Here is a 22,286-nt window from a genome sequence, read left to right on the forward strand (position 1 = left end):
TTCGAAATCCTAGGATCAGTACCAGTGTCGACGGCCGCCGATGGCGCGTCCGGTGGAGCCGAGCAGGAACAGCACGGCGCCGACGACCAGCAATACGATGCCGATCGTCCACAGGATCGAGATCTTCAACAGGAACCCGAGCAACAGCAAGATCAGCCCGAGGATAAGCATGGAGCCTCCTTATGAGGGCCGCCGGGCGGGGAAAGTGGCGGCCGGACATCAAGTGCCCCACTGGGCAGCAGCGCAATCTCCAACGGGTGTTTGATGTCGAAGCCGGCCGGCTGGCGACGACGTACCGACATCAGGAGGTCACAGCGGCCTCCCAGAGCGTCAGGATGGTGCCTGTGAAGTACATGCTGCTGATCTACAGCAACCCGGAGAGCTGGGCGAGCCTGTCGACCGAGCAACGCGACGGGCTGACCCGCGCGCACGCCGACCTCTACCGAGAGCTGGACGAGCAAGGGCTACTGGTTGCCGGAGCCGGCCTGGCCGACCCCATCACCACGCGGACCGTGACGATTCGCGATGGGGTGACGGCCGCGACGGATGGACCGTACGCCGAGACCAAAGAGCATCTGGCCGGCTTCTACCTGGTCGAGTGCGACGACATCGATCAGGCGATCGGCTACGCGGCGCGGATGCCGGACGCGGAATACGTCGCTGTCGAAGTGCGACCGGTGATGGACTCGTCCGGGCTGGAGATGTGACCGACGTCGAGCTGCTGCTGCGCGAGCAGGCGCCTCAGGTCCTGAGTGCGCTGGTTCGGCACTACGGCCATTTCGACTTGGCTGAGGACGCCGTCCAGGAGGCACTGCTCGCTGCGGCGCAGCAGTGGCCCGAAGAGGGTCTGCCGGCCAACCCGCGCGGCTGGCTGATCAGGGTCGGCTCGCGGCGCCTGATGGACCTGCTGCGCAGCGAGTCGGCTCGACGACGACGTGAGGAGGACGCCGGTCAGTTCGTTGCCGACGTCCCCGAAGTGGCTGCGCAGGATGACACGCTGACGCTCTTGCTCCTCTGTTGTCATCCCGCGCTGTCCGCTGCGTCCCAGATAGCCCTCACGCTGCGGGCAGTCGGCGGTCTGACCACCGCACAGATCGCTGCGGCGTTTCTGGTGCCGGAGTCGACGATGGCGCAACGCATCAGCCGTGCGAAGCGCAGCATCAAGCAGGCGGGTAGCACTTTCGAGATGCCGCCGGCGGCGGAGCTGGACGCGCGGATGAGCGCCGTACTGCATGTCCTGTACCTCATCTTCAACGAGGGCTACACCGCGTCGTCCGGTACGGCGTTGCACAGTGCGGAGCTCACCACTGAGGCGATCCGGCTGGTGCGCGGCGTACGGCGGCTGCTGCCGGACGACGGTGAGGTCGCGGGTCTGTTGGCGCTGATGCTGCTCACTGACGCGCGCCGGGCCGCCCGTACGACGGCGGACGGCGCACTGATCCCGCTGGCCGACCAGGATCGATCGCTGTGGGATCAGAACGCCGTCGTCGAGGGTGAGGCGTTGGTGTCCGACGCGTTGGCGCGAACTCGGCTCGGCCCGTACCAAGTGCAGGCGGCGATCGCAGCGGTGCATGCGACCGCGGAGCGAGCTGAGGACACCGACTGGCGGCAGATCGTCGCGTTGTACGACGTCCTCGAGCAGCTGGTCGACAACCCGATGGTGAAGCTCAACCACGCGGTAGCTGTCGGTATGACGGCCGGACCGGCGGCCGGCCTCGCCGTCCTCGAGCCACTCGAGTCCGACGGCCGCCTCACCGAGCACCACCGGCTGGAGGCCGTGCGCGCGCATCTGCTCGAAATGGCCGGTGAAACGGCCGCTGCGCGGGAGAGCTATCTGCTGGCGGCTCGGCGGACGACGAGTGCGCCGGAGCGCGACTATCTGCAGGCAAAGGCGGACCGGCTGGGCTGAGTCGCAATAGCCCCGCGGATGTGTCAGGTTGGAGGTGTGGACCTCACCAGGGCGTCGCTGCTACGGGAGATGCTGAGCGGCACTGAGCTCGGCAGCCGGACGCGGGACTTCGGCCACTCGCTACGCCGCTACACGACCCGGACCGGCGGTCTGATGCTCTTCGGCCCGGTCGACGACGAGCCGTGGCACCTCACCGCCCACCTGGACGACGAGCTGCACCGAGCCGGTGTCGAGGACGCCCGCCCGTCGCTCGTCCGCTGGGCACCACCGCCGGACGCACCGCCGCACCTGGCGATCGGACTGGACCGACTACGGGACGCCGGTCGCGGCGAGTCGCTCCTGGTCGTAGCCGAAGCCGAACCGGCCGACACCCTGCTGGAGCGAGTCAGCGACGTCCGCCGCCGCGGTACGACCATCTTCAGCATCGGCAACGGTGACAAGGAGCTGACGTCGCTCAGCCATGAGGTGCTCGTGCCCGAGCTGCTGGTGCCGGACGGCTTCGGCTGGTCGACGCGACGCGTCAGCTACGAGTACGACGACCTGGAGCCGGACGAGTTCGACGTCCAGCCAGAAACCAGCGTGGGAACGCCGTCCGCCGAGGGTTTCGAGATGGCGCAGCACCTCGTCAGTCTGGCCGCCGCCGACGAGGACGCCGGCCAACCCGCCTGGCGCCGCCGCCTCCGCGCAGCAATCGAGCGCCTCGGCGGCGAACCGGGCTAGTCGTCGACCCAGCTAACTGGTAGAACTCTCTCAACAGGTTAGGGAGTTCGAGATGGTTGAGATCACGCAGCTGGATCCGCCGATCCTGCCCGGTTCGACCGGTCAGTACACGCACGGCGTCCTCGTGACCGGAGGCGAGCGGACGGTCTACGTCAGCGGCCAGGTGCCCTGGGGTGACGAGGACGGCCGCATCCCGCCGGACTTCGAGTCGCAGTGCCGAATGGTCTGGCGCAACGTGCTCGCCGTCCTCGGCGAAGCGGGGATGGACGCGCGCAATCTGGTCAAGGTCAACACCTACTTGTCCGACCGCCAGTACCGCGCCGCGAACTCGACGATTCGCGCGGAAGTGCTCGGCGACCACGCACCGGCACTCACCATCGTCATCTGCGACATCTACGCCGAAGAGTGGCTCCTGGAGATCGAAGCCGTCGCGGTGGCCTAGTCGAGGTAGAGCACGGCCAGGCGGGGTAGGTGGTCGTGGAGGTCGGCTTCGTCGTCGAAGTCGATTTCTGTGCCGGCCGGCAGGTCTGGCGTGTCCGGCGCTTCCGCCTCGACTGCTTTCCAGTACGCCGCTTCGTCACCCGTCACGTTCTTGTACGCGTGGCTCCCGACGTGCAGCATCCCCTCGCCGTCGAACCCCTCGAACCCCTCCGGCCGATCCTCGTCCACCACATCGGCCAACGAGTCCGGCTCGGCCATCGCCGCCTCCCAAACCTCCCGCCCCTGCGCCACCAACCACCCCCGGAACGAGTCGAACCCGTCCTCCGACCCACCCCCGTTGATCAAGTACGCCGCAGCCCACAGATCCCACCGGTAGGACTCGGCCAGCAACCCCGCCAGCTCCACCCCGAAGCCAGCGATCTCCCCCGCCTCCAGCCCACCCAGCGCCCGCGTCAGCGCGTCCGCAACCCCATCCGGATCCGCCGCGGTGTCATCCACCCCACCCCGCGCACCCTCCACAACCCCCCAAAACCCATCCCGGTCCACCCCCAAAGCGTCTCACCGACCCGGGGGTCAACGGGAGGCTTCCTGCGAAGGAATTCAGCTGGATACGTCGGCTGGGTGGATGCGCTCTGCGGGCGGATCCGTGGCTTCGGCGTACGACGACGAAGCAGCGTCGAGCAACGCGTCCGGTGTATCGATCGCGGGAAGATCCGGTTGATCGGGTTCCACGCCGTCCTGCGACGACAATGCGGTCGAGGTCAACGAACTCCGTTCGTCAGGTTGGGCGGGTGCCTCTCGGAGTCGCGGCGGGGTCGCCGTCCAAGCTCGAAGGTCCTGAACGATCTCACCGTAGAACGTGTTGATCGCATTCTCGACCGAGTCGATGAACGAGCCGCGTCCGCGCCCGCGCTTCGATCCGAGCGGCTGGCTCAGGGCGATACGGAAACCTCTGAGCTCCTTCTTCGGATCCTCGACGAGCAGGGCCGGCTGCTCACGAACAGCTCGTAGCAGATCCGCCGTACCTGCGCCTCTCGCATGCATGACAAAGGCCTCGATGCGAGTGGTTTCCGGCGCGTGCCGCAACTGCCGCAGCAGCCAGTTGACCCGAGTCGTAGGCCGGCCGTCTCGGGGCGCCGCGATATCGACATGACAGATCACCTGACCCGCCCGGAGATCCGCGGTCACAGCCAGCGGTCCGACGGCATTGGGAATGTTGATTGCGCCTTGCAGTGTTCCGCTCGTGCACATCGACTGGACAAGCGCCTGCGAGCGTAAGGCGGGTTCGGCGAGTTCCTTTCGACTCAGGGCAGGTGTCACGTCGTCGCCCAGCTTGCGCCCCAGTTGCAGGCTGACGTAGCGAAGCAGGGCGTCGAAGCGGGCCGCAACCTCCGGAGCGCACTTGTCTCCGGCGCGAAGGGTGCCGGCTGCGACAGCCTCTCTGGTTGTCACCCAGGAGGCGCCCATGTCCTCGAACTGCAGGGCGCCAGATCTCGGATGCTCGAGATAGCGGATGAGCTCGCCGAGGATCCATGCCTGGTCAGGATCGGCGACGCCGCGATGCTCCTTCTGCAGGACGGCTTCCGCGAGCACCATCGACCACGACCAATGGTGCAGAGCTACTCGTTTGAGTTTTCGCTTGTCCACTTTGGTCGGATGGAGGCCCGCGATTGCCGGGATCTCGTTCGAGATCGTGACGACCGCATCGAAGCCCTGCTCACGGGCGATGTCGAGATACGCCTCCAGTTGCTCGGCGTTCAGCTCGTTGACGCCGGTCTTGACTTCGACGAGCGCGGTCCACTCCTTCTGGCCGCGGCGGGATCGCAACAACCCATCCGGGAACAGGCGACGCTCACCGAGCTGGAACGGCACTTCGATATATGTCTCCAGCTGACCCGCAGGTGCTCCCAGTGGCTGGGTCAGCACGCGACCGAACTCGCGGACCGACGACATGACAGCCAGCAAGGCCGATGTGGCCCGCCGCTCCTGCTCGTCCGCTCCGCTGATTCCCGATGTAGGTATCAGGCGCGCCTGATGCCAACTCTCTTCTGCCATCTTCGTCCCCCCACGGGCATTGCCCGGCAGACCCCCCACAGGCCCGCATTACCGTGTTTCGCCCGTTGAACTCGGCACCCTACGCCGATCGTCACGCTAAGTGAAGGGTCGGCCTCCAGGGGGTCGTCTCAGCTCGTCGAGTGCCTCTCAGAGGGTTTTGGTGAAGTTGCGGAGGGCGGTGGCTAGGACGTCGGGGGTGGTGGAGTGGTTTTCGCCGGGGATGGGGTGGAGGGTTGCGGTGGGGAGGTGGGTGGCTACGGCTTGGGCGCCGGTGATGAGGGTGGGCCAGGTGTCTTCGCCGTAGAGGACGTGGACGGGGACGGTGACGGTGGACCAGCGGTCGGCGGGGAGGGGGTTGCCGGACATGGTGGTGCCCATGATGCGGCCGTCGTAGGAGATGGTGTGGGCTACGTCGACGACGGGCTGCCACAGGGGGGGACTGGCGGATGCCGGCGACCATTTCGGGCGGGAGGCCGACTGCGGCGGTCATGAAGAGCTCGGCGGCCAGGTCGGGGTTGCCGGCGGCGATGTGGGCTTCCAGCTGTTCTACGTAGTCGGTCGGCAGAGGCGGTCGGTTGTCGTCGACTACTACTGGCGGCTCGAACATGACGACTCCGCTGACCGGGAGGCCGGCGGTTGCGGTGTCCAGGGCGAGCAGTGCGCCCGACGAGTAGCCGAGGACGATCGCCGGAGCGTCGGCGTGCTCGATCAGGGCGGCGATGTCCTCGATCTCGCGCTGGACGGCGTACGGCGCGGTGTCGGTGCTCTGGCCGCGGCCGCGCCGGTCGTAGGTGTACGTCCGGAACTCGCTCTCGAGCAGCTCGGCGAGCTCGGCGTTCAGCGGGTTCACGGCCGGGTGGGCGGTGGCGCCGTCGACGATGATCAACGGTTGCCCGGCGCCGCGGACGTCGAAGTGGATGGTGGTGCCGTCGGCGGACCTCACGGTGCTCATCGTGCTCTCCTCGCTGGTTGGGAACTAGACCGTACAGTACTCACAAGAAAACTAGACTGTCCAGTATGATTTCCGGCATGGAACAGACAGGGCGTACGGCGACCAAGCGGCGCGCGATCCAGCACGCGGCCACCGAGGTGTTCCTCCAGCACGGCTATCTCGGCGCGAGTATGGACGAGGTCGCGGCCAAGGCCGGCGTCTCCAAACAGACCGTCTACAAACAGTTCGAGAACAAGGAACGCCTGTTCGCCGAGATCGTGCTCGGCACCAACGATCAGCTCGCGGTGAACCTCGCCGCGGCGTACGCCGAAGCCCTCGACGGCGCCACCGACGCCCGGGAAGCCCTGCGGGCGTTGGCGTTCCGGCTCCTCGAGACCCTGACGGCCGACCACGTGCTGCAGCTTCGCCGGCTCGTGATCGCCGAGGCCGATCGCTTCCCGGAGGTGTGCGGCGCCTGGTTCACCAGCGGTTTCGAGAAGTCCTTGGAGACCCTCGGGCAGGCGCTCGCCGGTTTGACCGAGCGTGGTCTGCTCCGCGAGCTGGACGATCCGACGCTCGTCGCGTACCAGTTCGCCGGTTTGGTCATGTACAAACCGATGAACCGCGCGATGTTCGCCGGGACTCGCGTCCGCCCACAGCCCGGCGAGCTCGACCAGATCGCCGACGGCGCCGTCGACGTCTTCCTGGCCTCCTACGGGACGGCCTAGCCGGCGCCTCGCGTCGAGGTTCGCACGACCAGCTCGGGGGTGAAGATGACCCGCTGGTGCTCGTGGTCGGGGTTGGCCGACTCGTCGAGCAGCAGCTCCGCCGCCGTCCGACCGAGCAGCTGCCGCGGCTGGCGGACGGACGTCAGCGGTACGGCGGCCGCCGCGGCGAACTCGATGTCGTCGTAACCCACGATTGCCAGATCCTCCGGCACCCGGATGCCGAGACTCACGCACTGCTGCAGCAAACCCAGCGCCAGCAGGTCGTTCGCGCAGAACGCGGCCGTCGGACGCCGAGCCGCGGGCAGCCCGGCAAGTCGTTGCCCTGCGCCCCTACCTTCGGCGACGGTGAGCGCGCCGGTGCCGATCTCGATCAGCTCGCTCTCGGCCCGGCCCGCCTTGCGCAGCGCGTTCCGCCCGCCGTCGCGGCGGTCCACGACCTGGCCGATCGTCGCCGGCCCGCCGACGTACGCGATCCGCTCGTGGCCGAGCTCCAGTAGGTGCGCGATCGCGAGCTCGCCGCCGAGGACGTCGTTGACCGCGACCGAGCAGTGCTCCTCGTCGTCGATCGCCCGGTCGACCACGACCACCGGCGTACCGCGGGCGGGCAGGTTGCGAAGCTGCGGCGAGTGCTGATCGATCGGCGTGATCAGCACGCCCTGAACGCGTTGCTGCTCGAGCAGGTCGAGGTAGTCGGCCTCGCGCGAAGCGTCCTCGTTGCTGTTGCAGAGGAAGACCGACAGCCCGGCCGTCTGGGCCGCCTCCTCGACGCCCCGGGCGACGTCGGTGAAGAACGGGTTGCCCGCGTCGAGCATCAGGTACGCGAGGATCCGGCTGCTGCCGGCCCGGAGCTGCCGGGCGGACTCGTTCCGGACGAAGCCGAGCGCGGTCATCGCCGCCTCGACCTTGGCGCGCGTCACCGGGCTGACCATCTCGGGCCGGTTCAGCACATTCGAGACCGTGCCGAGCGAGACCCCGGCAGCGGCGGCGACCGCCTTCACTCCAGCGGTCTGCCCGCGGCGCTCGACTGCCACGCCCACCCTCCCCGCGTCAAGGTCTCAGTTGAAACGTCTTAGGGCCCGAAGCCTACTCCTTGCGCACCGGCAAATCCGCCCGGCTCGGTCGAATGAGTAGTCCACCTCTTGACGCCCGTCCGGCCTCGCCCGTACGTTCCTCTTCATCACTTGAAACCTTTCATAACCGCCCGGGAGGTGACCGATGACCGCGCTGCTCCGCATCCGCGGCGTCGCCAAGTCGTTCGGCGCGGTCGCCGCCGTCCGCGACGTCTCCTTCGACCTGTACGCCGGTGAGGCGCATGCCCTGGTCGGCGAGAACGGCGCCGGGAAGTCCACGATCGTGAAGATGCTGGCCGGTGTGCACCGGCCCGACGCGGGCGCGCTGGAGCTGGCCGGTACGCCGCTCGCCCTCGGCGGGCCCGCCGACGCGAAGGCCGCCGGGATCGCGGTCATCTACCAGGAGCCGACCCTCTTCCCGGACCTGTCCGTCGCCGAGAACATCGCGATGGGCCGCCAGCCACTGGGTCGTTTCAACACGATCGACCGGGCCGCGATGGTGAGCCAGGCGGCCCGCCTCTTCACCCGCCTCGGCGTGTCCATCGACCCGAACCGGCCCGCCCGCGGCCTCTCGATCGCCGACCAGCAACTGGTCGAGATCGCCAAGGCCCTCTCCGCGGACGCCCGCGTGGTCGTGATGGACGAGCCGACCGCCGCGCTGACCGGAGTCGAGGTCGAGCGGCTCTTCAGCGTCGCCCGCTCGCTCCGCGACGACGGCGCCGCGCTGCTGTTCATCTCGCACCGCTTCGAGGAGATCACCGCACTCTGTCAGCGCGTCACGATCATGCGCGACGGCCGGCACGTGTCGACCGATCTGCTCGCCGACACCAGCGTCGACGAGATGGTCCGCCGGATGGTCGGCCGTGATCTCGAGGCGCTCTTCCCGAAACAGGACGTCGCTCCCGGCGCCGTCGCGCTCAAGGTCGACGGCCTCTCCCGGGACCCGATCTTCCGGGACGTCTCCTTCGACGTCCGGGCCGGCGAGATCGTCGCGCTGGCCGGTCTGGTCGGCTCCGGTCGCTCCGAAGTGGTCCAGTCGATCTTCGGCGTCGACCCGCGGGATGCCGGGACCGTCGAGGTCGGCGGCAAGACCCTGAAACCGGGCCGACCCAAGCAGGCGATGGCCGCGGGCGTCGCGCTCGTCCCCGAGGACCGGCGCCAGCAGGGCCTGCTGATGGAGCTGTCGATCGAGCGCAACGTGACGCTGCCGAGGTCCCGCTCGCTGTCCCAGCTCGGCTTCCTCACCGGCAGTCGCGAACGCCGATCCGCGCAGGAATGGACCGAGCGACTCAAGACGAAGTACGGCCGGCTGTCCGACGAGGTCGGCACGTTGTCGGGCGGCAACCAGCAGAAGGTCGTGCTGGCCAAGTGGCTCGCGACCAAGCCGAAGGTGCTGATCGTCGACGAGCCGACCCGCGGGATCGACGTCGGCACCAAGGCCGAGGTGCACCGGCTGATGTCCAGCCTCGCCGCGGAAGGAGTCGCCGTCCTGATGGTCTCGTCGGAGCTGCCCGAGGTGCTCGGGATGGCCGATCGCGTGCTGGTGATGCGCGAGGGCCGCCTGGTCGCCGAGCTGAGTCGCGCCGAGGCGACCGAGGAGGCCGTGATGTTCGCGGCGACCGGTCAGGAGGCGACGGTATGACGACCGTCGAGCTGCCCGCGCCGAAACGCTCGTCCCTGGACGTCGTCCTCCGCGCCCGCGAGCTGGGGATCGTCCTCGCGCTCGCGATCCTGGTCGCGGTGACCGCGATCTCGAACCCGCGCTTCCTGTCCGGCCAGAGTGTCCGCGACATCCTGCTCAACACCGCGATCCTGGCCGTGCTGGCGGTCGGCCAGGCCGTGGTCGTGATCACCCGCAACATCGACCTCTCGGTCGGCTCGGTCCTCGGCCTGAGCGCCTTCACGGTCGGCACGCTCCTGCAGAACTACCCCGGCATCCCGGTCGTCCTCGCCCTCCTCGTGGGTGCTGGCGTCGGCGCGGGATGCGGTGCGCTGAACGGCGTCCTGGTCCGCTACGGCAACGTACCGGCGCTCGTCGTCACGCTGGGCACGCTCTACGTGATCCGCGGCGTCACCTACTTCTGGGCCGGCGGTAGCCAGATCAACGCGGACGAACTGCCGCCAAGCTTTCTGAACTTCGGTACGGCGGACATCCCGTGGCTGGTGATTCTGGCCGTTATGGTCCTAGTAGTCACCGCAGTGGTCCTCCGCAACTACCGGACCGGCCGCGAGCTGTACGCGATGGGCTCCAGCCCGCAGGCCGCGCAGCTGGCCGGCATTCCGGTCGGACGGCGTACGGTCGGCGCGTTCGTCGTCAGCGGCGGACTCGCCGGTCTGGCCGGCGTCCTGTTCGCTGCGCGCTTCGGCACGATCGACGCCGCGGCCGGCACCGGTATGGAGCTGAACGTCGTCGCGGCCGTCGTGGTCGGCGGAGTCGCGGTCTTCGGTGGTAGCGGGACGGTCTGGGGCGCGGCGCTCGGCGCCTTGCTGCTCACCACGATCGGCAGCGCGCTCGCCGTCCTCGAGATCAACCAGTTCTGGCAGCAGGCGATCGTCGGCGGTCTGATCCTGCTCGCGATCGGGGCCGACCGGCTGGTCGCCGTCCGGGTCGCGGCAGGCCTGAAGAAGCGAGGCTCCCATGTCGGCTGAGCAGCTCACCGAGCCCCGGATCGGCCGGCTGGCCAACTGGAACGTGGCGATCATCGCGATCACCGTGATCGTGCTGATCATCGCGGCCGCGAGTGTGAACAGCTTCGGCACCGCGCAGAACTTCGGCTTCCTGGTCCTCGACCTGCTGCCGATCGCGCTGGTCGCGCTGCCGATGACGCTGGTCATCGTCACCGGCGAGATCGACCTGAGCGTCGCGAGCACCCTCGGCCTGTCCAGCGCCGTGATGGGCTACCTCTGGAACGCGAACCAGCCGATCGAGACGATCATCCCGGTCTGCCTGCTGCTCGGCGCGGTCCTGGGCGCGATCAACGGCTTCTTCGTCACCGTCCTCGGCCTGCCGTCGCTGGCGGTCACGATCGGGACGCTCGCGCTCTACCGCGGCCTCGCGTTCGTCGTCCTCGGCGACGGCGCGGTCGCCGACTTCCCGGCCGTCTACACCGACTGGGTCACCGGCACCATCGCCGGGACGCCGATCCCGAACGTCCTGATCGTGATCGTCGTGCTCGCGGCGATCTTCGGCGTCTTCCTGCACGCGACCCCGATCGGCCGCGCGGTCTTCGCGGTCGGCGCGAGTGAGCAGGCCGCTCGCTTTGCCGGGATCCGCCCCGATCGCCTCAAGTTCTGGCTGTACGTCGCCAGCGGCACGATCGCCGGTCTGGCCGGCGTGCTCTGGACGCTGCGCTACTCCAGCGCCCGAGCCGACAACGGCGCCGGGCTCGAGCTGGCCGTCGTCGCCGCCGTCCTGCTCGGCGGGGTGTCCATCTTCGGCGGCAAGGGCGCGCTGCCCGGCGTCCTCGCGGGCGTCGTCCTGCTCGGTTCGCTGCAGAACGCGCTGCGGCTCTCCGATGTCTCCAACGAGGCGCTGAATGTCGTCACCGGCGTCCTGCTGATCGCTTCCGTACTCGGCCCCAACCTGCTCCGACGTCGTACCTGAAAGGACGAACCATGCGTAAGCACCTCCCCGTTGCGGTAGCGCTCCTGGCGTTGACCGCGTGCGGCGGTACGACGAAGTCCAGTACCGAGGGTCAGAACACGGCCGCTCCGCAGAGCACCGCCGGCCAGGCCGATCCGAACGCGCCCCTCAAGGAGGGCCTGAAGATCGCCTACCTGCCGAAACAGCTGAACAACCCGTACACGGACGTCGAGGTCGGCGGCGGCAAGGTCGCGGTCGACGAGATCAAGGGCGCCTACAAACTGGTCGGCCCGAACGACGCGAGCGCGTCCTCGCAGGTCAGCTACATCAACACGCTGATCCAGCAGCAGCAGGACGTGATCGCCGTCGCGGCCAACGACCCGAACGCCGTCTGCCCATCGCTGAACCAGGCCCGCAAGGCCGGGATCAAGGTCGTCGCGTTCGACTCCGACGCCTCGAAGACCTGCCGGGACGCGTTCATCAACCAGGCCACCACCCAGGGGATCGGCGAGAGCCTGGTCAAGATGGCCAGCGAGCTGGCCGGTGGCGAGGGGGAGATCGCCGTCCTGTCGGCGACGCCGAACGCCACCAACCAGAACTCGTGGATCGAGGTGATGAAGACCGAGCTGGCCAAACCGGCGAACAGCAAGCTCAAGCTGGTCAAGATTGCCTACGGCAACGATGAGGACCAGAAGTCGTTCACCGAGGCGCAGGGTCTGTTGCAGTCCTACCCGAACCTGAAGGTGATCGTCTCGCCGACCACCGTCGGTATCGCCGCCGCCTCCCGGTACGTCAGCGCCTCCAGCTACAAGGGCAAGGTCGCGATCACCGGCCTCGGCCTGCCGAACCAGATGCGCCAGTACGTCAAGGACGGCACGGTCAAGAAGTTCGCGCTCTGGAACCCGGCCGATATCGGCTACCTGGCCGCGTACGCCGGCGCCGCGCTCAGCTCGGGCCAGATCACCGGCGCGCAGGGCGAGAAGTTCAAGGCCGGCAAGCTCGGCGAGTACACCGTCGGCGCCGACGGCGAGATCGTGCTCGGCCCGCCGACCGAGTTCACCGCCGAGAACATCGACAAGTTCAACTTCTGATGCGTCGCTACTGCTTCTGCCTCCAGGTCCGGCCGGACCGGCTCGACGAGTACGTCGACCGGCACCGGAACGTCTGGCCCGAGATGCAGGCCGCGCTGCGGGAGTCCGGGTGGCACAACTACTCGCTCTTCCTGCGCGCCGACGGCCTGCTGATCGGGTACGTCGAATCCGCGGACCTGGAAGCGGCGCAGCAGGCGATGGCGGCCACCGAGGTGAACACCCGGTGGCAGGCCGAGATGACGTCGTACTTCACCGCGGGGCGGCCGGACGAGACGTTCCAGCTGCTGCCCGAGATCTTCCATCTACAAGAGGACTGAACATATGACCAGCGTGACGGATGCCCTCCGGCGTCAGGAGATCGAGCTGCCTTCGTGGGCGTTCGGGAACTCCGGCACCCGGTTCAAGGTCTTCACCCAGCCCGGCGTCCCGCGGTCGCCCGAGGAGAAGATCGCGGACGCCGCCGTCGTCCACCGCTTCACGGGGGTCGCCCCGAGCGTGGCGATGCACATCCCCTGGGACAAGGTGTCCGACTACGCGGGGCTGGCGGCGTACGCGAAGGAGCAGGGCGTCCGGCTCGGGGCGATCAACAGCAACGTCTTCCAGGACGACGACTACAAGCTCGGCAGCGTCACCAACCCGGACCCCGGCGTCCGTCGGAAGGCCACCGACCACCTGCTCGAATGCGTCGACATCATGGATGCGACCGGCTCGCGGGACCTGAAGCTGTGGTTCTCGGACGGGACGAACTATCCCGGCCAGGACGACATCCAGGATCGGCAGGAGCGGCTCGCGGCCGCGTTGCGCGAGGTCTACGACCGGCTGGGGCCGGAGCAGCGGATGCTGCTGGAGTACAAGCTGTTCGAGCCGGCCTTCTACACGACCGACGTGCCGGACTGGGGGACGTCGTACGCGCACTGCCTGGAGCTGGGGCCTAAGGCCGTGGTGTGTATCGACACCGGGCACCACGCGCCGGGGACGAATATCGAGTTCATCGTGGCGTTCCTGCTGCGGGTCAAGAAGCTCGGCGCCTTCGACTTCAACAGCCGGTTCTACGCGGATGACGACCTGATGGTCGGCGCGGCGGATCCGTTCCAGCTGTTCCGGATCATGAACGAGATCGTTCGCGGTGACGCGCTCGACCCGGACCGCGGGATCGCGTTCATGCTCGACCAGTGTCACAACATCGAGGTGAAGATCCCGGCGATCATCCGCTCGGTGATGAACGTCCAGGAGGCGACGGCGAAGGCGCTGCTCGTCGATCGGGACGCGTTGAAGAAGGCCCAGCTGGAAGGTGACGTGCTGGAGGCGAACGCCGTCCTGATGGATGCCTACAACACCGATGTCCGGCCCTTGCTGGCCGAGCTGCGTGAGTCACAGGGCCTCGACCCGAACCCGCTCGCGGCGTACAAGCGCAGCGGGTACTTCGAGCGGATCGTCGCCGAGCGGGCCGACGGCCAGCAGGCTGGATGGGGAGCGTGATGGAACTCGTTGCCAGGAGCAACCGACTGGGATCGGACCCGCGGAACACCAACTACGCCGGCGGGAACACGTCGGCCAAGGGGGTCGAGACGGATCCGGTCACCGGGCAGCCGGTCGACCTGTTGTGGGTGAAGGGCTCCGGCGGTGACCTGGGCACACTGACCGAGGCCGGTCTCGCCGTACTGCGTCTCGATCGCTTGAACGCGCTGGTGGACGTCTACCCGGGGGTGGACCGGGAAGACGAGATGGTGGCCGCATTCGACTACTGCCTGCACGGCAAGGGCGGTGCGGCGCCGTCGATCGACACTGCGATGCACGGGCTGGTCGATGCACCGCATGTGGATCACCTGCACCCGGACTCCGGGATCGCACTGGCCACGGCTGCGGACGGCGAGCAGCTGACCGCGGAGTGCTTCGGCGATCGGGTGGTGTGGGTGCCGTGGCGGCGTCCCGGGTTCCAGCTGGGCCTGGACATCGCAGCGGTCCAGCGGGAGAACCCACAGGCCATCGGCTGCATCCTCGGCGGCCATGGCATCACCGCCTGGGGCGCTACCTCCGCCGAATGCGAGGCGAACTCCCTCGAGATCATCCGTGCTGCTGAGGAGTTCTTGCGGCAGCGTGGCGTGGCGGAGCCTTTCGGCCCGATCGTGCCTGGCTTCGAGCCGCTCGACCCCGCCGCGCGGCGCGAGCGGGCAGCCGCGCTGGCGCCCGTGATCCGTGGCCTCGCCTCGTCGGATCGACCGCAGGTCGGTCACTTCACGGACTCAGACGTCGTACTGGAGTTTCTGGCCCGCGAGAAGCTCGCACCGCTCGCGGCCTTGGGGACCTCCTGTCCTGACCACTTTCTGCGGACCAAGGTGCGGCCGCTGGTGCTGGACCTGCCGCCGAGCGCCTCGGTCGAGGACTCCGTGGCCCGGCTGCGGGAGCTGCATGCGGCATACCGGGAGGAGTACTCGGCGTACTACGCGCGGCACGCGTCGGACGACAGCCCGGCAATGCGTGGCGCCGATCCGGCGATCGTGCTGGTGCCGGGGGTCGGGATGTTCAGCTTCGGCAAGGACAAGCAGACCGCGCGGGTGGCCGGCGAGTTCTACGTGAACGCGATCAACGTGATGCGCGGAGCCGAGGCGGTGTCGACGTACGCGCCGATCGACGAGCGGGAGAAGTTCCGGATCGAATACTGGGCGCTGGAAGAGGCCAAGCTGCAGCGGATGCCTCGGCCGAAGCCGCTGGCGTCTCGGGTCGCGTTCGTCACCGGCGCCGGGTCGGGTATCGGGCGTGCGATCGCGCTGCGGCTCGCGGCCGAGGGCGCGTGCGTCGTGGTGGCCGATCTCGATCTGGCCGCGGCCGAAGCGGTCGCGAAGGAGATCGGCTCGGCCGACGCTGCTGTCGCGGTCGAGGCGGATGTCTCGTCGTCCGCTGCGGTGGAGGCGGCGCTGGCGGAGGCGGTGCTGGCCTTCGGCGGGGTGGATCTGATCGTGAACAACGCCGGGCTGTCGATCTCGAAGTCGCTGCTGGAGACGACCGAGCGGGACTGGGATCTGCAGCACGACGTGATGGCGAAGGGGTCGTTCCTGGTCTCGCGGGCGGCGGCGAAGGTGCTGATCGACCAGGGGCTCGGTGGGGACATCGTGTACATCTCCAGCAAGAACGCCGTCTTCGCCGGACCGAACAACGTCGCGTACGGCGCGGCCAAGGCCGACCAGGCGCATCAGGTCCGGCTGCTTGCGGCCGAGCTGGGTGAGTACGGCGTCCGCGTGAACGGGATCAACCCGGACGGCGTCGTCCGGGGGTCGGGGATCTTCGCGAAGGGCTGGGGGGCGCAGCGGGCCGCTGTGTATGGCGTACCGGAGTCCGACCTGGGGGCGTTCTATGCGCAGCGGACGCTGCTGAAGCGAGAGGTGCTGCCGGAGAACGTGGCAGCGGCCGTCTTCGCGCTAGTGGGTGGGGACCTCTCGCACACGACCGGACTGCACGTGCCTGTCGACGCCGGCGTGGCTGCCGCCTTCCTGCGATGACTACCCGGGTCGGCCTGGTTGCTGGCGGGCTAGGTGCGTACTGGCCGCAGTTCCCGTCGCTGCTGCCGCAGCTGCAGGCGTCTGCGCGCTGGGTGGCGGAGCGGTTCGAGGCGATGGACTGCGAGGTGGTGGACGTCGGGTTCATCTCTGACGCTCAGGAGGGTGCTGTTGCGGCGGAGAAGCTGCGGTTGGCCGACTGCGACCTGATCGTCGGCTTCCTGACCACCTACATGACCGCGTCGATGCTGGTGCCGGTGGCACAGCGCAGTGGGTCGCCGGTGTTGCTGCTGAACCTGCAGCCGACTGAGGTGATGGACCACGCGAGTTTCGACACGGGTGCGTGGCTGGCGTACTGCGGTGCTTGTCCGCTGCCAGAAATGGCGAACGCCTTCGAGCGCTGCGGAATCGAGTTCCGGTCGGTGTCGGGCTACCTGGAGGACGAGCGGGCGTGGACGCGGATCGAGCGCTGGATCCGCGCAGCCGGCGTCCGAGCTGCCTTCCGGCACGGGCGGCACGGTCTGTTGGGGCACCTCTATCCAGGGATGATGGACGTCGTCACCGACCCCACTCTGGTTTCTGCTCAGCTCGGTGGCCACGTGGAGATCCTGGAGATCGACGACCTGCGGGTGCGGGTCGAGAAGGTCACTGACGCTGAGACCACCGCCCGCATGGATCTGGCGCGGGAAGTCTTCACGCTGGACGACTCCGTGGTTGAGGACGACTTCCGCTGGGGCGCGACGGTGTCGGTCGCGCTGGACCGGTTGGTGGAGGACTTCGACCTGACCACGCTGGCGTACTACCACCGCGGCCTCGACGGGGAGATGCATGAGCGCGTTGCCGCCGGGATGATCCTCGGAGCGTCGCTGCTGACGGCACGGGGTGTGCCTGCGGTCGGTGAGTACGAGCTACGGACCTCACTGGCGATGCTGGTCATGGACAAACTCGGTGCGGGCGGCTCATTCACCGAGCTGCAGGCGCTGAACTTCCGCGACGGTGTGGTGGAGATGGGGCACGACGGCCCGGCCCACCTGGCCATCAGCGCCAACAAGCCGCTACTGCGCGGTCTGGGGGTCTACCACGGCAAGCGCGGCTGGGGCGTCTCGGTCGAGTTCGACGTCCGCCAGGGGCCGGTCACGCTGTGCGGTCTGGGTCAGCGGCGGGACGGTACGTTCCACCTGATCGCCTCTGAGGGCACCGTCGTCCCCGGTCCGCTCCTCCAGATTGGCAACACCACCTCCCGCGTCGACTTCAACCGCGACCCCGGTGAGTGGACGGACGCCTGGTCCGCCTCCGGCGTAGCCCACCACTGGGCCCTCGGTACCGGACACCGCGCAGCTGAGCTGCAGGCCGTCGCAAGCCTGCTCAACCTCGACCTGACCGTCGTATGAAGCGCGTCGCGGCAGTCGACCTAGGCGCCTCCTCCGGCCGCGTCATGCGCGCCGAGTTGAGCTCCGATCGCCTGGAGCTGGTGGAGGTCACCCGCTTCTGGAACGGCCCGGTCGACCTCCGCGGCTCGCTGCACTGGGACATCCTCCACCTCTATCGCTCCGTGCTGGACGGCCTTGCTGCCACCGGACCGGTCGATTCCCTGGGTATCGACTCTTGGGCCGTCGACTACGGCCTCCTCGCTGAGGGGCAGCTGCTGGGGAACCCGTTCCACTACCGCGACTCCCGCACCAGCACCTCAGTAACGGGTGTGACGGCTGAAGAGCTCTACCAGATCACCGGTCTGCAGCAGCTCCCCATCAACACCCTGTACCAGCTCGCTGCAGAGCGCCTGCTGGATCAGGCGGACACGCTCCTCCTCATCCCCGACCTGCTTGCGTACTGGCTCACTGGCTCAGTCGGCGTGGAGCGCACTAACGCCTCCACAACGCAGCTGTACGACGTACGGGCGCGCGAATGGTCGTACGAGCTGGCGGAGCGAGTCGGAGTACCTGCGCGGGTGCTACCGCGGCTGTGGGAGCCGGGGGAGGTTATCGGCGCGTACGACGGGACGCCGGTGGTTGCTGTGGGCTCTCATGACACGGCGTCGGCTGTGGTGGGAGTGCCGGCGACGGGAGAGCGGTTTGCCTACATCTCGTCGGGGACTTGGTCTTTGGTGGGGCTGGAGTTGGCAGAGCCCGTGCTGACGGAGGAAGCGCGGTTGGCGAACTTCAGCAACGAAGGCGGGGTGGACGGGCGGATCCGGTTCCTGCGCAACGTGATGGGCCTGTGGATCCTGCAGGAGTGCCAGCGCGTCTGGGCGGACGACGACCTCGGGCAGCTGCTCCGAGAGGCAGCCCAGGCCCAGCCGTTCGCCGTACTGATCGATCCGGACGCGCCGGAGTTCCTGGCGCCAGGTGATATGCCACAACGGATTGCCAACCACTGCCGACGTACCGGCCAAGAAGGGCCGCAGTCGCGCGGTGCGGTCGTCAGATGCATCCTCGAGAGCCTTGCGCTCGCCTACCGGCGCACTCTGCGTGCTGCGCAACAGATCGCCGACAAGCCGGTCGACGTCGTCCATGTGATCGGCGGCGGCTCTCAGAACGAGCTGCTGTGTCAGCTCACCGCCGACGCGTGCGGCCTGCCGGTGCTGGCCGGTCCGGTCGAAGCGTCGGCACTTGGCAATGTGCTCGTTCAAGCTCGCGCGCTCGGCGAGCCCCTCCCGGATCTGGCCGCTATGCGCGCTCTGGTCCGCTCCACCCATCACCTGCGGCGCTACACCCCGCAGGGTAAACCGGCCGACTGGGACGCCGTCGAGTCCCGGATGTTCGGAACAGGTGATTCCGCATGACCGCTCTGCCTCAGGAGCTCCGTCCGCACCGCGTGCCGCCCCGAGAGATCAGCCATGACGACCTGCAGTTGCTGCGCCTGCTCGCGACCGGACTGCCGGTCGACGCGGTGGCCCGGCGCCTCGGGCTGTCCGAACGTACCGTCCGCCGCCGGACCCGGATGATCTGCGACCGGCTCGGCTTCAGCACGGCGATCGAAGCGATCGTCTGGGCCGCCCGCCGCGGTCTCGTCTGACCATCCCCCTTCACTCCCCGCAGTCCGCCCACTCGCTGAGGAGTTCTCGCGATGCCCCGACACCTTCGCTGGGCCTGCCTTGCCCTGGCAGCCCTACTAGTCACCCCAGTCTCGCCCGCAGCGGCCACACCGGCCCCCGACGTCCACAACCTGCGGACAAATGCCCTCGCTGAGCCACTCGGCATCGCTGCGGACGCAGCGCCTCGCCTGAGCTGGCAGCTCGACAGCGATCGCCGCGGTACGACGCAGACGCGCTACCAGATCCGGGTCGCCACCTCCGAGCGCAAGCTGTCCCGCCCGGACGCGTGGGACAGCGGCGTCGTCCGCTCCGACCGGTCGATCGAGGTCCAGTACGCCGGTGCGGCCCTGAAGGCGTACACGCAGTACTTCTGGACAGTTCGGGTCTGGGACCAGTCCGGCCGCGCATCGGCCTGGTCCCGGGTCGCCACCTTCGAGACTGCCCAGCTGCAGCCCGCCGACTGGCGCGGCGACTGGATCGGCGCCGAAAGCCAGCCCGGTGCGGAGTGGACCGACTACACGGTGGACGCCGACGTCACCGTCACCAAAGAGGCGCTCGGCATCTTCTTCCGCGGCCGCGCCGGCATCGGCTACATGTGGCAGCTCAATCAGGTCGACGGCGCCAAACTGCGCCCGCACGTCCGTCAGCAGGGCGGTGGGTACGTCGTACTCGGCGAAATCCCACTGAACGTCGACCTCACTCAAAAGCATCACCTGCGCATCACCGTGGCCGGTCAAACCATCACTACTTGGATTGACGGCACGCAGGTCGATCAGCGCGAGCGCACCGACCACAATGCGCCCGGCATCGTCGGCTTCCGCACGAACGGTGTCGAGAGCGGCGTTGTGCACAACCTGGTGGTGACCAACGCCGCCGGTCGCAAGCTGGTCGATACTGCCTTCGCTGCCGGTGATCAGACCTTCCCGGACGGGACTGTCCTGCCTGCCGGCGGTCTGCAGGTGAAGGGCAACACCGACCTCTGGCTGCCCGGTCCGCCACTCCCCGTGTTTCGGCGTACCGTCACCATCCCTGCGGGCAAGAAGGTCGTCAAAGCGCGCATGTACGCCGCGGCGCAGGGTGTCTACGAGCTGAGCCTCAACGGCCGCAAGGTCGGCGACCACGAGCTCGCACCGGGCTGGACGGACTACCGGCAACGCATCCAGTCCCAGACGTACGACGTCACCCGTCAGCTTCGCTCCGGTCAGAACGTCCTCGGTGCTGAGCTCTCCAGCGGCTGGTACGCCGGCAACCTCGCGATGTTCGGCCCGCAGAAGTACGGCAGCGAGACAGCTCTTTCCGCGCAGCTGCGTGTCACCTACTCCGACGGCAGCACCGACGTCATCGCGACCGACCAGAGCTGGCAGACCGCACCGGGCGCAGTCCGCGTTGCTGACCTGCTGAACGGCGAGAGCTACGACGCCCGCCGTACGCCGACCGCCTGGGTGCCAGTCACCGTCAGGCCGAGCGCTACCAGCAAGCTGGTTCCGCAGACCGACCAACCCGTCCGAGTGACCGAGGAGCTGGCGGCGAAGGCCATCACCTCACCCACCCCGGGCAAGTACCTCTACGACCTCGGCCAGAACATGGTCGGCGTCGGCCGCTTCAAGCTCACCGGAAAGCCCGGTCAGACCGTGACGATCCGGTACGGCGAGGTGCTGAACCCGGACGGCACGCTCTACACGGACAACTTGCGCGGTGCGAAGGCGACTGACCACTACACCTTCGCCACCGACCGCCCTGAGACCTACCAGCCGCGCTTCACCTTCCACGGCTTCCGGTACGTCGAAATCAGCGGACTGCCGTCAGCACCGGCGGCCAGCGCGATCACCGGGGTAGTGATGGGTTCCGACGGCGCACAGACCACCCGCTTCCGCACCAACTCCGCACTGGTCAATCGACTGCACAGCAACGTGGTCTGGGGTCAGCGTGGCAACTTCCTCTCCATTCCGACCGACACACCGGCCCGCGACGAGCGAATGGGCTGGACGGGTGACATCAACGTCTTCGCGCGTACTGCGGTCTACAACCTGGACTCACAGGCCTTCCTGGCCAAATGGCTGCAGGACCTTCGCGACAGCCAGGCCGCGGACGGCTCCTACCCCAGCGTCGCGCCAACCGTCCCGAACGCGTTCGACGGTGGACTCGGCAACGCGGGTTGGGCGGACGCCGGTGTGAACGTGCCCTGGACGCTCTGGCAGGCGTACGGCGACACCACCGTCGTCCAGGACCACTACGCGTCCATGACGAAGTACGTCGACTACCTGGCCAGCCACTCACCCGGACTGATCCGTGGCGGCGGTGACTACGGCGACTGGCTCAACCTGGACGACCCGACACCGGGTGACCTGATCGGCACTGCGTTCATGGCCAAGGGCGCCCGTCAGCTCAGTGAGATGGCCGCTGCGCTCGGGAAGAGCGCTGACGCGACGAAGTACCGCAAGCTGTACGACGACGTCCGGACGGCGTGGATCGCGCGGTTCGTGGCGGCTGACGGAAAGGTCGGGTCAGACAGCCAGACCGGCTACATCCTCGGTTTCACCAACGATCTGATCCCGGCGGACAAGACCCAGGTGGCCGGCGAGCACTTCGCCAACACCATCCTGCGGCGGGACACGCATCTGTCCACCGGCTTCCTCGGCGTCGACGGCCTGCTGCCGGTGCTGACCAAGATCGGGCGGTCCGACCTCGCGTACAAGCTGCTGCAGAACACGTCGTACCCCTCCTGGGGCTACGAGATCGGCTGGGGCGCGACGACGGTGTGGGAGCGCTGGAACTCGATCAACCCGGACGGCACGTTCAACGACGTCGGGATGAACTCCTTCAACCACTACGCGTACGGCGCGGTCGGTGAGTGGATGTACCGGACGCTCGCCGGAGTGTCGGCTGCCGAGCCGGGCTACCACCGCGTCCTGATCGCGCCGACACCCGGCGCCGGCATCACGAACTCCGACTTCGCGCTCGAGACGCCGTACGGACAGGTCGTCAGCAAGTGGACGACGACGCCGGGTGGCGGGCTGCGACTGGACGTGACAGTGCCGGCGAACAGCAGTGCGACGGTACGGCTACCCGCGGCATCCCCTGCGCTGGTTACGGAATCCGGACGGTCGTTGCAGCGCGCGTCCCAGGTCAGCGGCGTCGTCGACGAGGGGTCGACGGTCGCGGTGAATGTTGCCTCTGGCACCTATCGGTTCGTGGTGCGGGCGGGTTAGCGCGTCGGGCGGCGGGGTACC

21 protein-coding genes are annotated in these 22,286 nt (G+C 68.1%); 16 read left to right on the forward strand and 5 right to left on the reverse strand.

The window, feature by feature from the left end:
- Positions 1 to 15: 15 nt before the first annotated feature.
- Positions 16 to 171 carry a DUF6131 family protein gene (locus ACZ6ZD_RS09660; protein ID WP_171674508.1) on the reverse strand — a complete coding sequence of 52 codons (156 nt, stop codon included), beginning with the start codon at positions 169 to 171 and terminating at the stop codon, positions 16 to 18.
- A gap of 182 nt (positions 172 to 353) precedes the next feature.
- On the opposite strand from ACZ6ZD_RS09660, the gene ACZ6ZD_RS09665 reads away from it, so the two are divergent.
- From ACZ6ZD_RS09665 to ACZ6ZD_RS09680, 4 genes are read left to right on the forward strand one after another with little or no spacing between them, the layout of a single operon-like run.
- The gene (locus ACZ6ZD_RS09665; RefSeq protein WP_465672652.1) at positions 354 to 707 is read left to right on the forward strand and encodes a YciI family protein; all 354 of its coding nucleotides are present in this window, start codon (positions 354 to 356) and stop codon (positions 705 to 707) included.
- Positions 704 to 1,909, forward strand: a complete 1,206-nt coding sequence (locus tag ACZ6ZD_RS09670) for an RNA polymerase sigma factor (RefSeq protein WP_465670177.1) — start codon at positions 704 to 706, stop codon at positions 1,907 to 1,909. Before ACZ6ZD_RS09665 ends, ACZ6ZD_RS09670 begins: the two co-directional genes overlap by 4 nt.
- A 36-nt stretch (positions 1,910 to 1,945) precedes the next feature.
- On the forward strand, positions 1,946 to 2,629 hold the full coding sequence (locus ACZ6ZD_RS09675) for a hypothetical protein (RefSeq protein WP_465670179.1): 684 nt from the start codon (positions 1,946 to 1,948) through the stop codon (positions 2,627 to 2,629).
- A 52-nt stretch (positions 2,630 to 2,681) separates the two neighbouring features.
- The gene (locus ACZ6ZD_RS09680) at positions 2,682 to 3,071 is read left to right on the forward strand and encodes a RidA family protein (RefSeq protein WP_465670181.1); all 390 of its coding nucleotides are present in this window, start codon (positions 2,682 to 2,684) and stop codon (positions 3,069 to 3,071) included.
- On the opposite strand, the gene ACZ6ZD_RS09685 is transcribed toward ACZ6ZD_RS09680, so the two are convergent.
- The 3 genes from ACZ6ZD_RS09685 to ACZ6ZD_RS09695 all read right to left on the reverse strand — a co-directional run bounded on the left by ACZ6ZD_RS09685 (position 3,068) and on the right by ACZ6ZD_RS09695 (position 6,077).
- Complete coding sequence (locus ACZ6ZD_RS09685; RefSeq protein ID WP_465670183.1) at positions 3,068 to 3,616, reverse strand: DUF4240 domain-containing protein; 549 nt, start codon at positions 3,614 to 3,616, stop codon at positions 3,068 to 3,070. The two genes, ACZ6ZD_RS09680 and ACZ6ZD_RS09685, sit on opposite strands and share 4 nt — an antisense overlap.
- A gap of 54 nt (positions 3,617 to 3,670) precedes the next feature.
- Positions 3,671 to 5,125, reverse strand: a complete 1,455-nt coding sequence (locus tag ACZ6ZD_RS09690; RefSeq protein ID WP_465670185.1) for a hypothetical protein — start codon at positions 5,123 to 5,125, stop codon at positions 3,671 to 3,673.
- Positions 5,126 to 5,216: 91 nt separating this feature from the next.
- Positions 5,217 to 6,077, reverse strand: coding sequence for an alpha/beta fold hydrolase (locus ACZ6ZD_RS09695; RefSeq protein WP_465670187.1), 861 nt, complete (start codon positions 6,075 to 6,077; stop codon positions 5,217 to 5,219).
- A 77-nt stretch (positions 6,078 to 6,154) separates the two neighbouring features.
- On the opposite strand from ACZ6ZD_RS09695, the gene ACZ6ZD_RS09700 reads away from it, so the two are divergent.
- Entirely contained in the window at positions 6,155 to 6,784 is a 630-nt protein-coding gene (locus ACZ6ZD_RS09700; protein ID WP_465670189.1) for a TetR/AcrR family transcriptional regulator, read from the forward strand.
- Here the strand turns inward: ACZ6ZD_RS09700 and ACZ6ZD_RS09705 are convergent.
- Positions 6,781 to 7,815: a LacI family DNA-binding transcriptional regulator gene (locus tag ACZ6ZD_RS09705; RefSeq protein WP_465670191.1), complete on the reverse strand. Its 1,035-nt coding sequence runs from the start codon at positions 7,813 to 7,815 to the stop codon at positions 6,781 to 6,783. The genes ACZ6ZD_RS09700 and ACZ6ZD_RS09705 overlap by 4 nt on opposite strands.
- Positions 7,816 to 7,999: 184 nt before the next feature.
- On the opposite strand from ACZ6ZD_RS09705, the gene ACZ6ZD_RS09710 reads away from it, so the two are divergent.
- The 11 genes from ACZ6ZD_RS09710 to ACZ6ZD_RS09760 are packed head-to-tail and all read left to right on the forward strand — an operon-like array spanning position 8,000 to position 22,265.
- Entirely contained in the window at positions 8,000 to 9,496 is a 1,497-nt protein-coding gene (locus tag ACZ6ZD_RS09710) for a sugar ABC transporter ATP-binding protein (protein ID WP_465670193.1), read from the forward strand.
- Positions 9,493 to 10,503: an ABC transporter permease gene (locus ACZ6ZD_RS09715; protein WP_465670194.1), complete on the forward strand. Its 1,011-nt coding sequence runs from the start codon at positions 9,493 to 9,495 to the stop codon at positions 10,501 to 10,503. Before ACZ6ZD_RS09710 ends, ACZ6ZD_RS09715 begins: the two co-directional genes overlap by 4 nt.
- Positions 10,493 to 11,458, forward strand: a complete 966-nt coding sequence (locus ACZ6ZD_RS09720; RefSeq protein ID WP_465670196.1) for an ABC transporter permease — start codon at positions 10,493 to 10,495, stop codon at positions 11,456 to 11,458. The genes ACZ6ZD_RS09715 and ACZ6ZD_RS09720 overlap by 11 nt, the downstream gene beginning before the upstream one ends.
- Positions 11,459 to 11,469: 11 nt before the next feature.
- A complete protein-coding gene (gene rhaS / locus ACZ6ZD_RS09725; protein WP_465670198.1) occupies positions 11,470 to 12,528 on the forward strand; it encodes a rhamnose ABC transporter substrate-binding protein in 1,059 nt (352 codons plus the stop codon).
- Positions 12,528 to 12,845, forward strand: a complete 318-nt coding sequence (locus tag ACZ6ZD_RS09730) for an L-rhamnose mutarotase (protein ID WP_465670200.1) — start codon at positions 12,528 to 12,530, stop codon at positions 12,843 to 12,845. Before rhaS ends, ACZ6ZD_RS09730 begins: the two co-directional genes overlap by 1 nt.
- A 4-nt stretch (positions 12,846 to 12,849) precedes the next feature.
- The gene (gene rhaI, locus ACZ6ZD_RS09735; protein WP_465670202.1) at positions 12,850 to 14,007 is read left to right on the forward strand and encodes an L-rhamnose isomerase; all 1,158 of its coding nucleotides are present in this window, start codon (positions 12,850 to 12,852) and stop codon (positions 14,005 to 14,007) included.
- On the forward strand, positions 14,007 to 16,025 hold the full coding sequence (locus tag ACZ6ZD_RS09740) for a bifunctional aldolase/short-chain dehydrogenase (protein ID WP_465670204.1): 2,019 nt from the start codon (positions 14,007 to 14,009) through the stop codon (positions 16,023 to 16,025). The genes rhaI and ACZ6ZD_RS09740 overlap by 1 nt, the downstream gene beginning before the upstream one ends.
- Positions 16,022 to 17,413, forward strand: a complete 1,392-nt coding sequence (locus ACZ6ZD_RS09745; RefSeq protein ID WP_465670206.1) for an arabinose isomerase — start codon at positions 16,022 to 16,024, stop codon at positions 17,411 to 17,413. The genes ACZ6ZD_RS09740 and ACZ6ZD_RS09745 overlap by 4 nt, the downstream gene beginning before the upstream one ends.
- The gene (locus ACZ6ZD_RS09750; RefSeq protein ID WP_465670208.1) at positions 17,410 to 18,804 is read left to right on the forward strand and encodes a rhamnulokinase; all 1,395 of its coding nucleotides are present in this window, start codon (positions 17,410 to 17,412) and stop codon (positions 18,802 to 18,804) included. Before ACZ6ZD_RS09745 ends, ACZ6ZD_RS09750 begins: the two co-directional genes overlap by 4 nt.
- Positions 18,801 to 19,037 carry a helix-turn-helix domain-containing protein gene (locus ACZ6ZD_RS09755; RefSeq protein ID WP_465670209.1) on the forward strand — a complete coding sequence of 79 codons (237 nt, stop codon included), beginning with the start codon at positions 18,801 to 18,803 and terminating at the stop codon, positions 19,035 to 19,037. The genes ACZ6ZD_RS09750 and ACZ6ZD_RS09755 overlap by 4 nt, the downstream gene beginning before the upstream one ends.
- A gap of 51 nt (positions 19,038 to 19,088) precedes the next feature.
- Complete coding sequence (locus ACZ6ZD_RS09760) at positions 19,089 to 22,265, forward strand: family 78 glycoside hydrolase catalytic domain (RefSeq protein ID WP_465670211.1); 3,177 nt, start codon at positions 19,089 to 19,091, stop codon at positions 22,263 to 22,265.
- Positions 22,266 to 22,286 lie beyond the last annotated feature (21 nt).

It is taken from the genome of Kribbella sp. NPDC104218, assembly GCF_055584105.1.

Coding starts and splice junctions, on each gene's coding strand:
- ACZ6ZD_RS09660 (WP_171674508.1), bottom strand. CDS start 171: ATGCTTATCCTCGGGCTGATCTTGCTGTTGCTCGGGTTCCTGTTGAAG.
- ACZ6ZD_RS09665 (WP_465672652.1), top strand. CDS start 354: ATGCTGCTGATCTACAGCAACCCGGAGAGCTGGGCGAGCCTGTCGACC.
- ACZ6ZD_RS09680 (WP_465670181.1), top strand. CDS start 2,682: ATGGTTGAGATCACGCAGCTGGATCCGCCGATCCTGCCCGGTTCGACC.
- ACZ6ZD_RS09690 (WP_465670185.1), bottom strand. CDS start 5,125: ATGGCAGAAGAGAGTTGGCATCAGGCGCGCCTGATACCTACATCGGGA.
- ACZ6ZD_RS09695 (WP_465670187.1), bottom strand. CDS start 6,077: ATGAGCACCGTGAGGTCCGCCGACGGCACCACCATCCACTTCGACGTC.
- ACZ6ZD_RS09700 (WP_465670189.1), top strand. CDS start 6,155: ATGGAACAGACAGGGCGTACGGCGACCAAGCGGCGCGCGATCCAGCAC.
- ACZ6ZD_RS09710 (WP_465670193.1), top strand. CDS start 8,000: ATGACCGCGCTGCTCCGCATCCGCGGCGTCGCCAAGTCGTTCGGCGCG.
- ACZ6ZD_RS09715 (WP_465670194.1), top strand. CDS start 9,493: ATGACGACCGTCGAGCTGCCCGCGCCGAAACGCTCGTCCCTGGACGTC.
- ACZ6ZD_RS09720 (WP_465670196.1), top strand. CDS start 10,493: ATGTCGGCTGAGCAGCTCACCGAGCCCCGGATCGGCCGGCTGGCCAAC.
- rhaS (WP_465670198.1), top strand. CDS start 11,470: ATGCGTAAGCACCTCCCCGTTGCGGTAGCGCTCCTGGCGTTGACCGCG.
- ACZ6ZD_RS09730 (WP_465670200.1), top strand. CDS start 12,528: ATGCGTCGCTACTGCTTCTGCCTCCAGGTCCGGCCGGACCGGCTCGAC.
- rhaI (WP_465670202.1), top strand. CDS start 12,850: ATGACCAGCGTGACGGATGCCCTCCGGCGTCAGGAGATCGAGCTGCCT.
- ACZ6ZD_RS09740 (WP_465670204.1), top strand. CDS start 14,007: ATGGAACTCGTTGCCAGGAGCAACCGACTGGGATCGGACCCGCGGAAC.
- ACZ6ZD_RS09745 (WP_465670206.1), top strand. CDS start 16,022: ATGACTACCCGGGTCGGCCTGGTTGCTGGCGGGCTAGGTGCGTACTGG.
- ACZ6ZD_RS09750 (WP_465670208.1), top strand. CDS start 17,410: ATGAAGCGCGTCGCGGCAGTCGACCTAGGCGCCTCCTCCGGCCGCGTC.
- ACZ6ZD_RS09755 (WP_465670209.1), top strand. CDS start 18,801: ATGACCGCTCTGCCTCAGGAGCTCCGTCCGCACCGCGTGCCGCCCCGA.
- ACZ6ZD_RS09760 (WP_465670211.1), top strand. CDS start 19,089: ATGCCCCGACACCTTCGCTGGGCCTGCCTTGCCCTGGCAGCCCTACTA.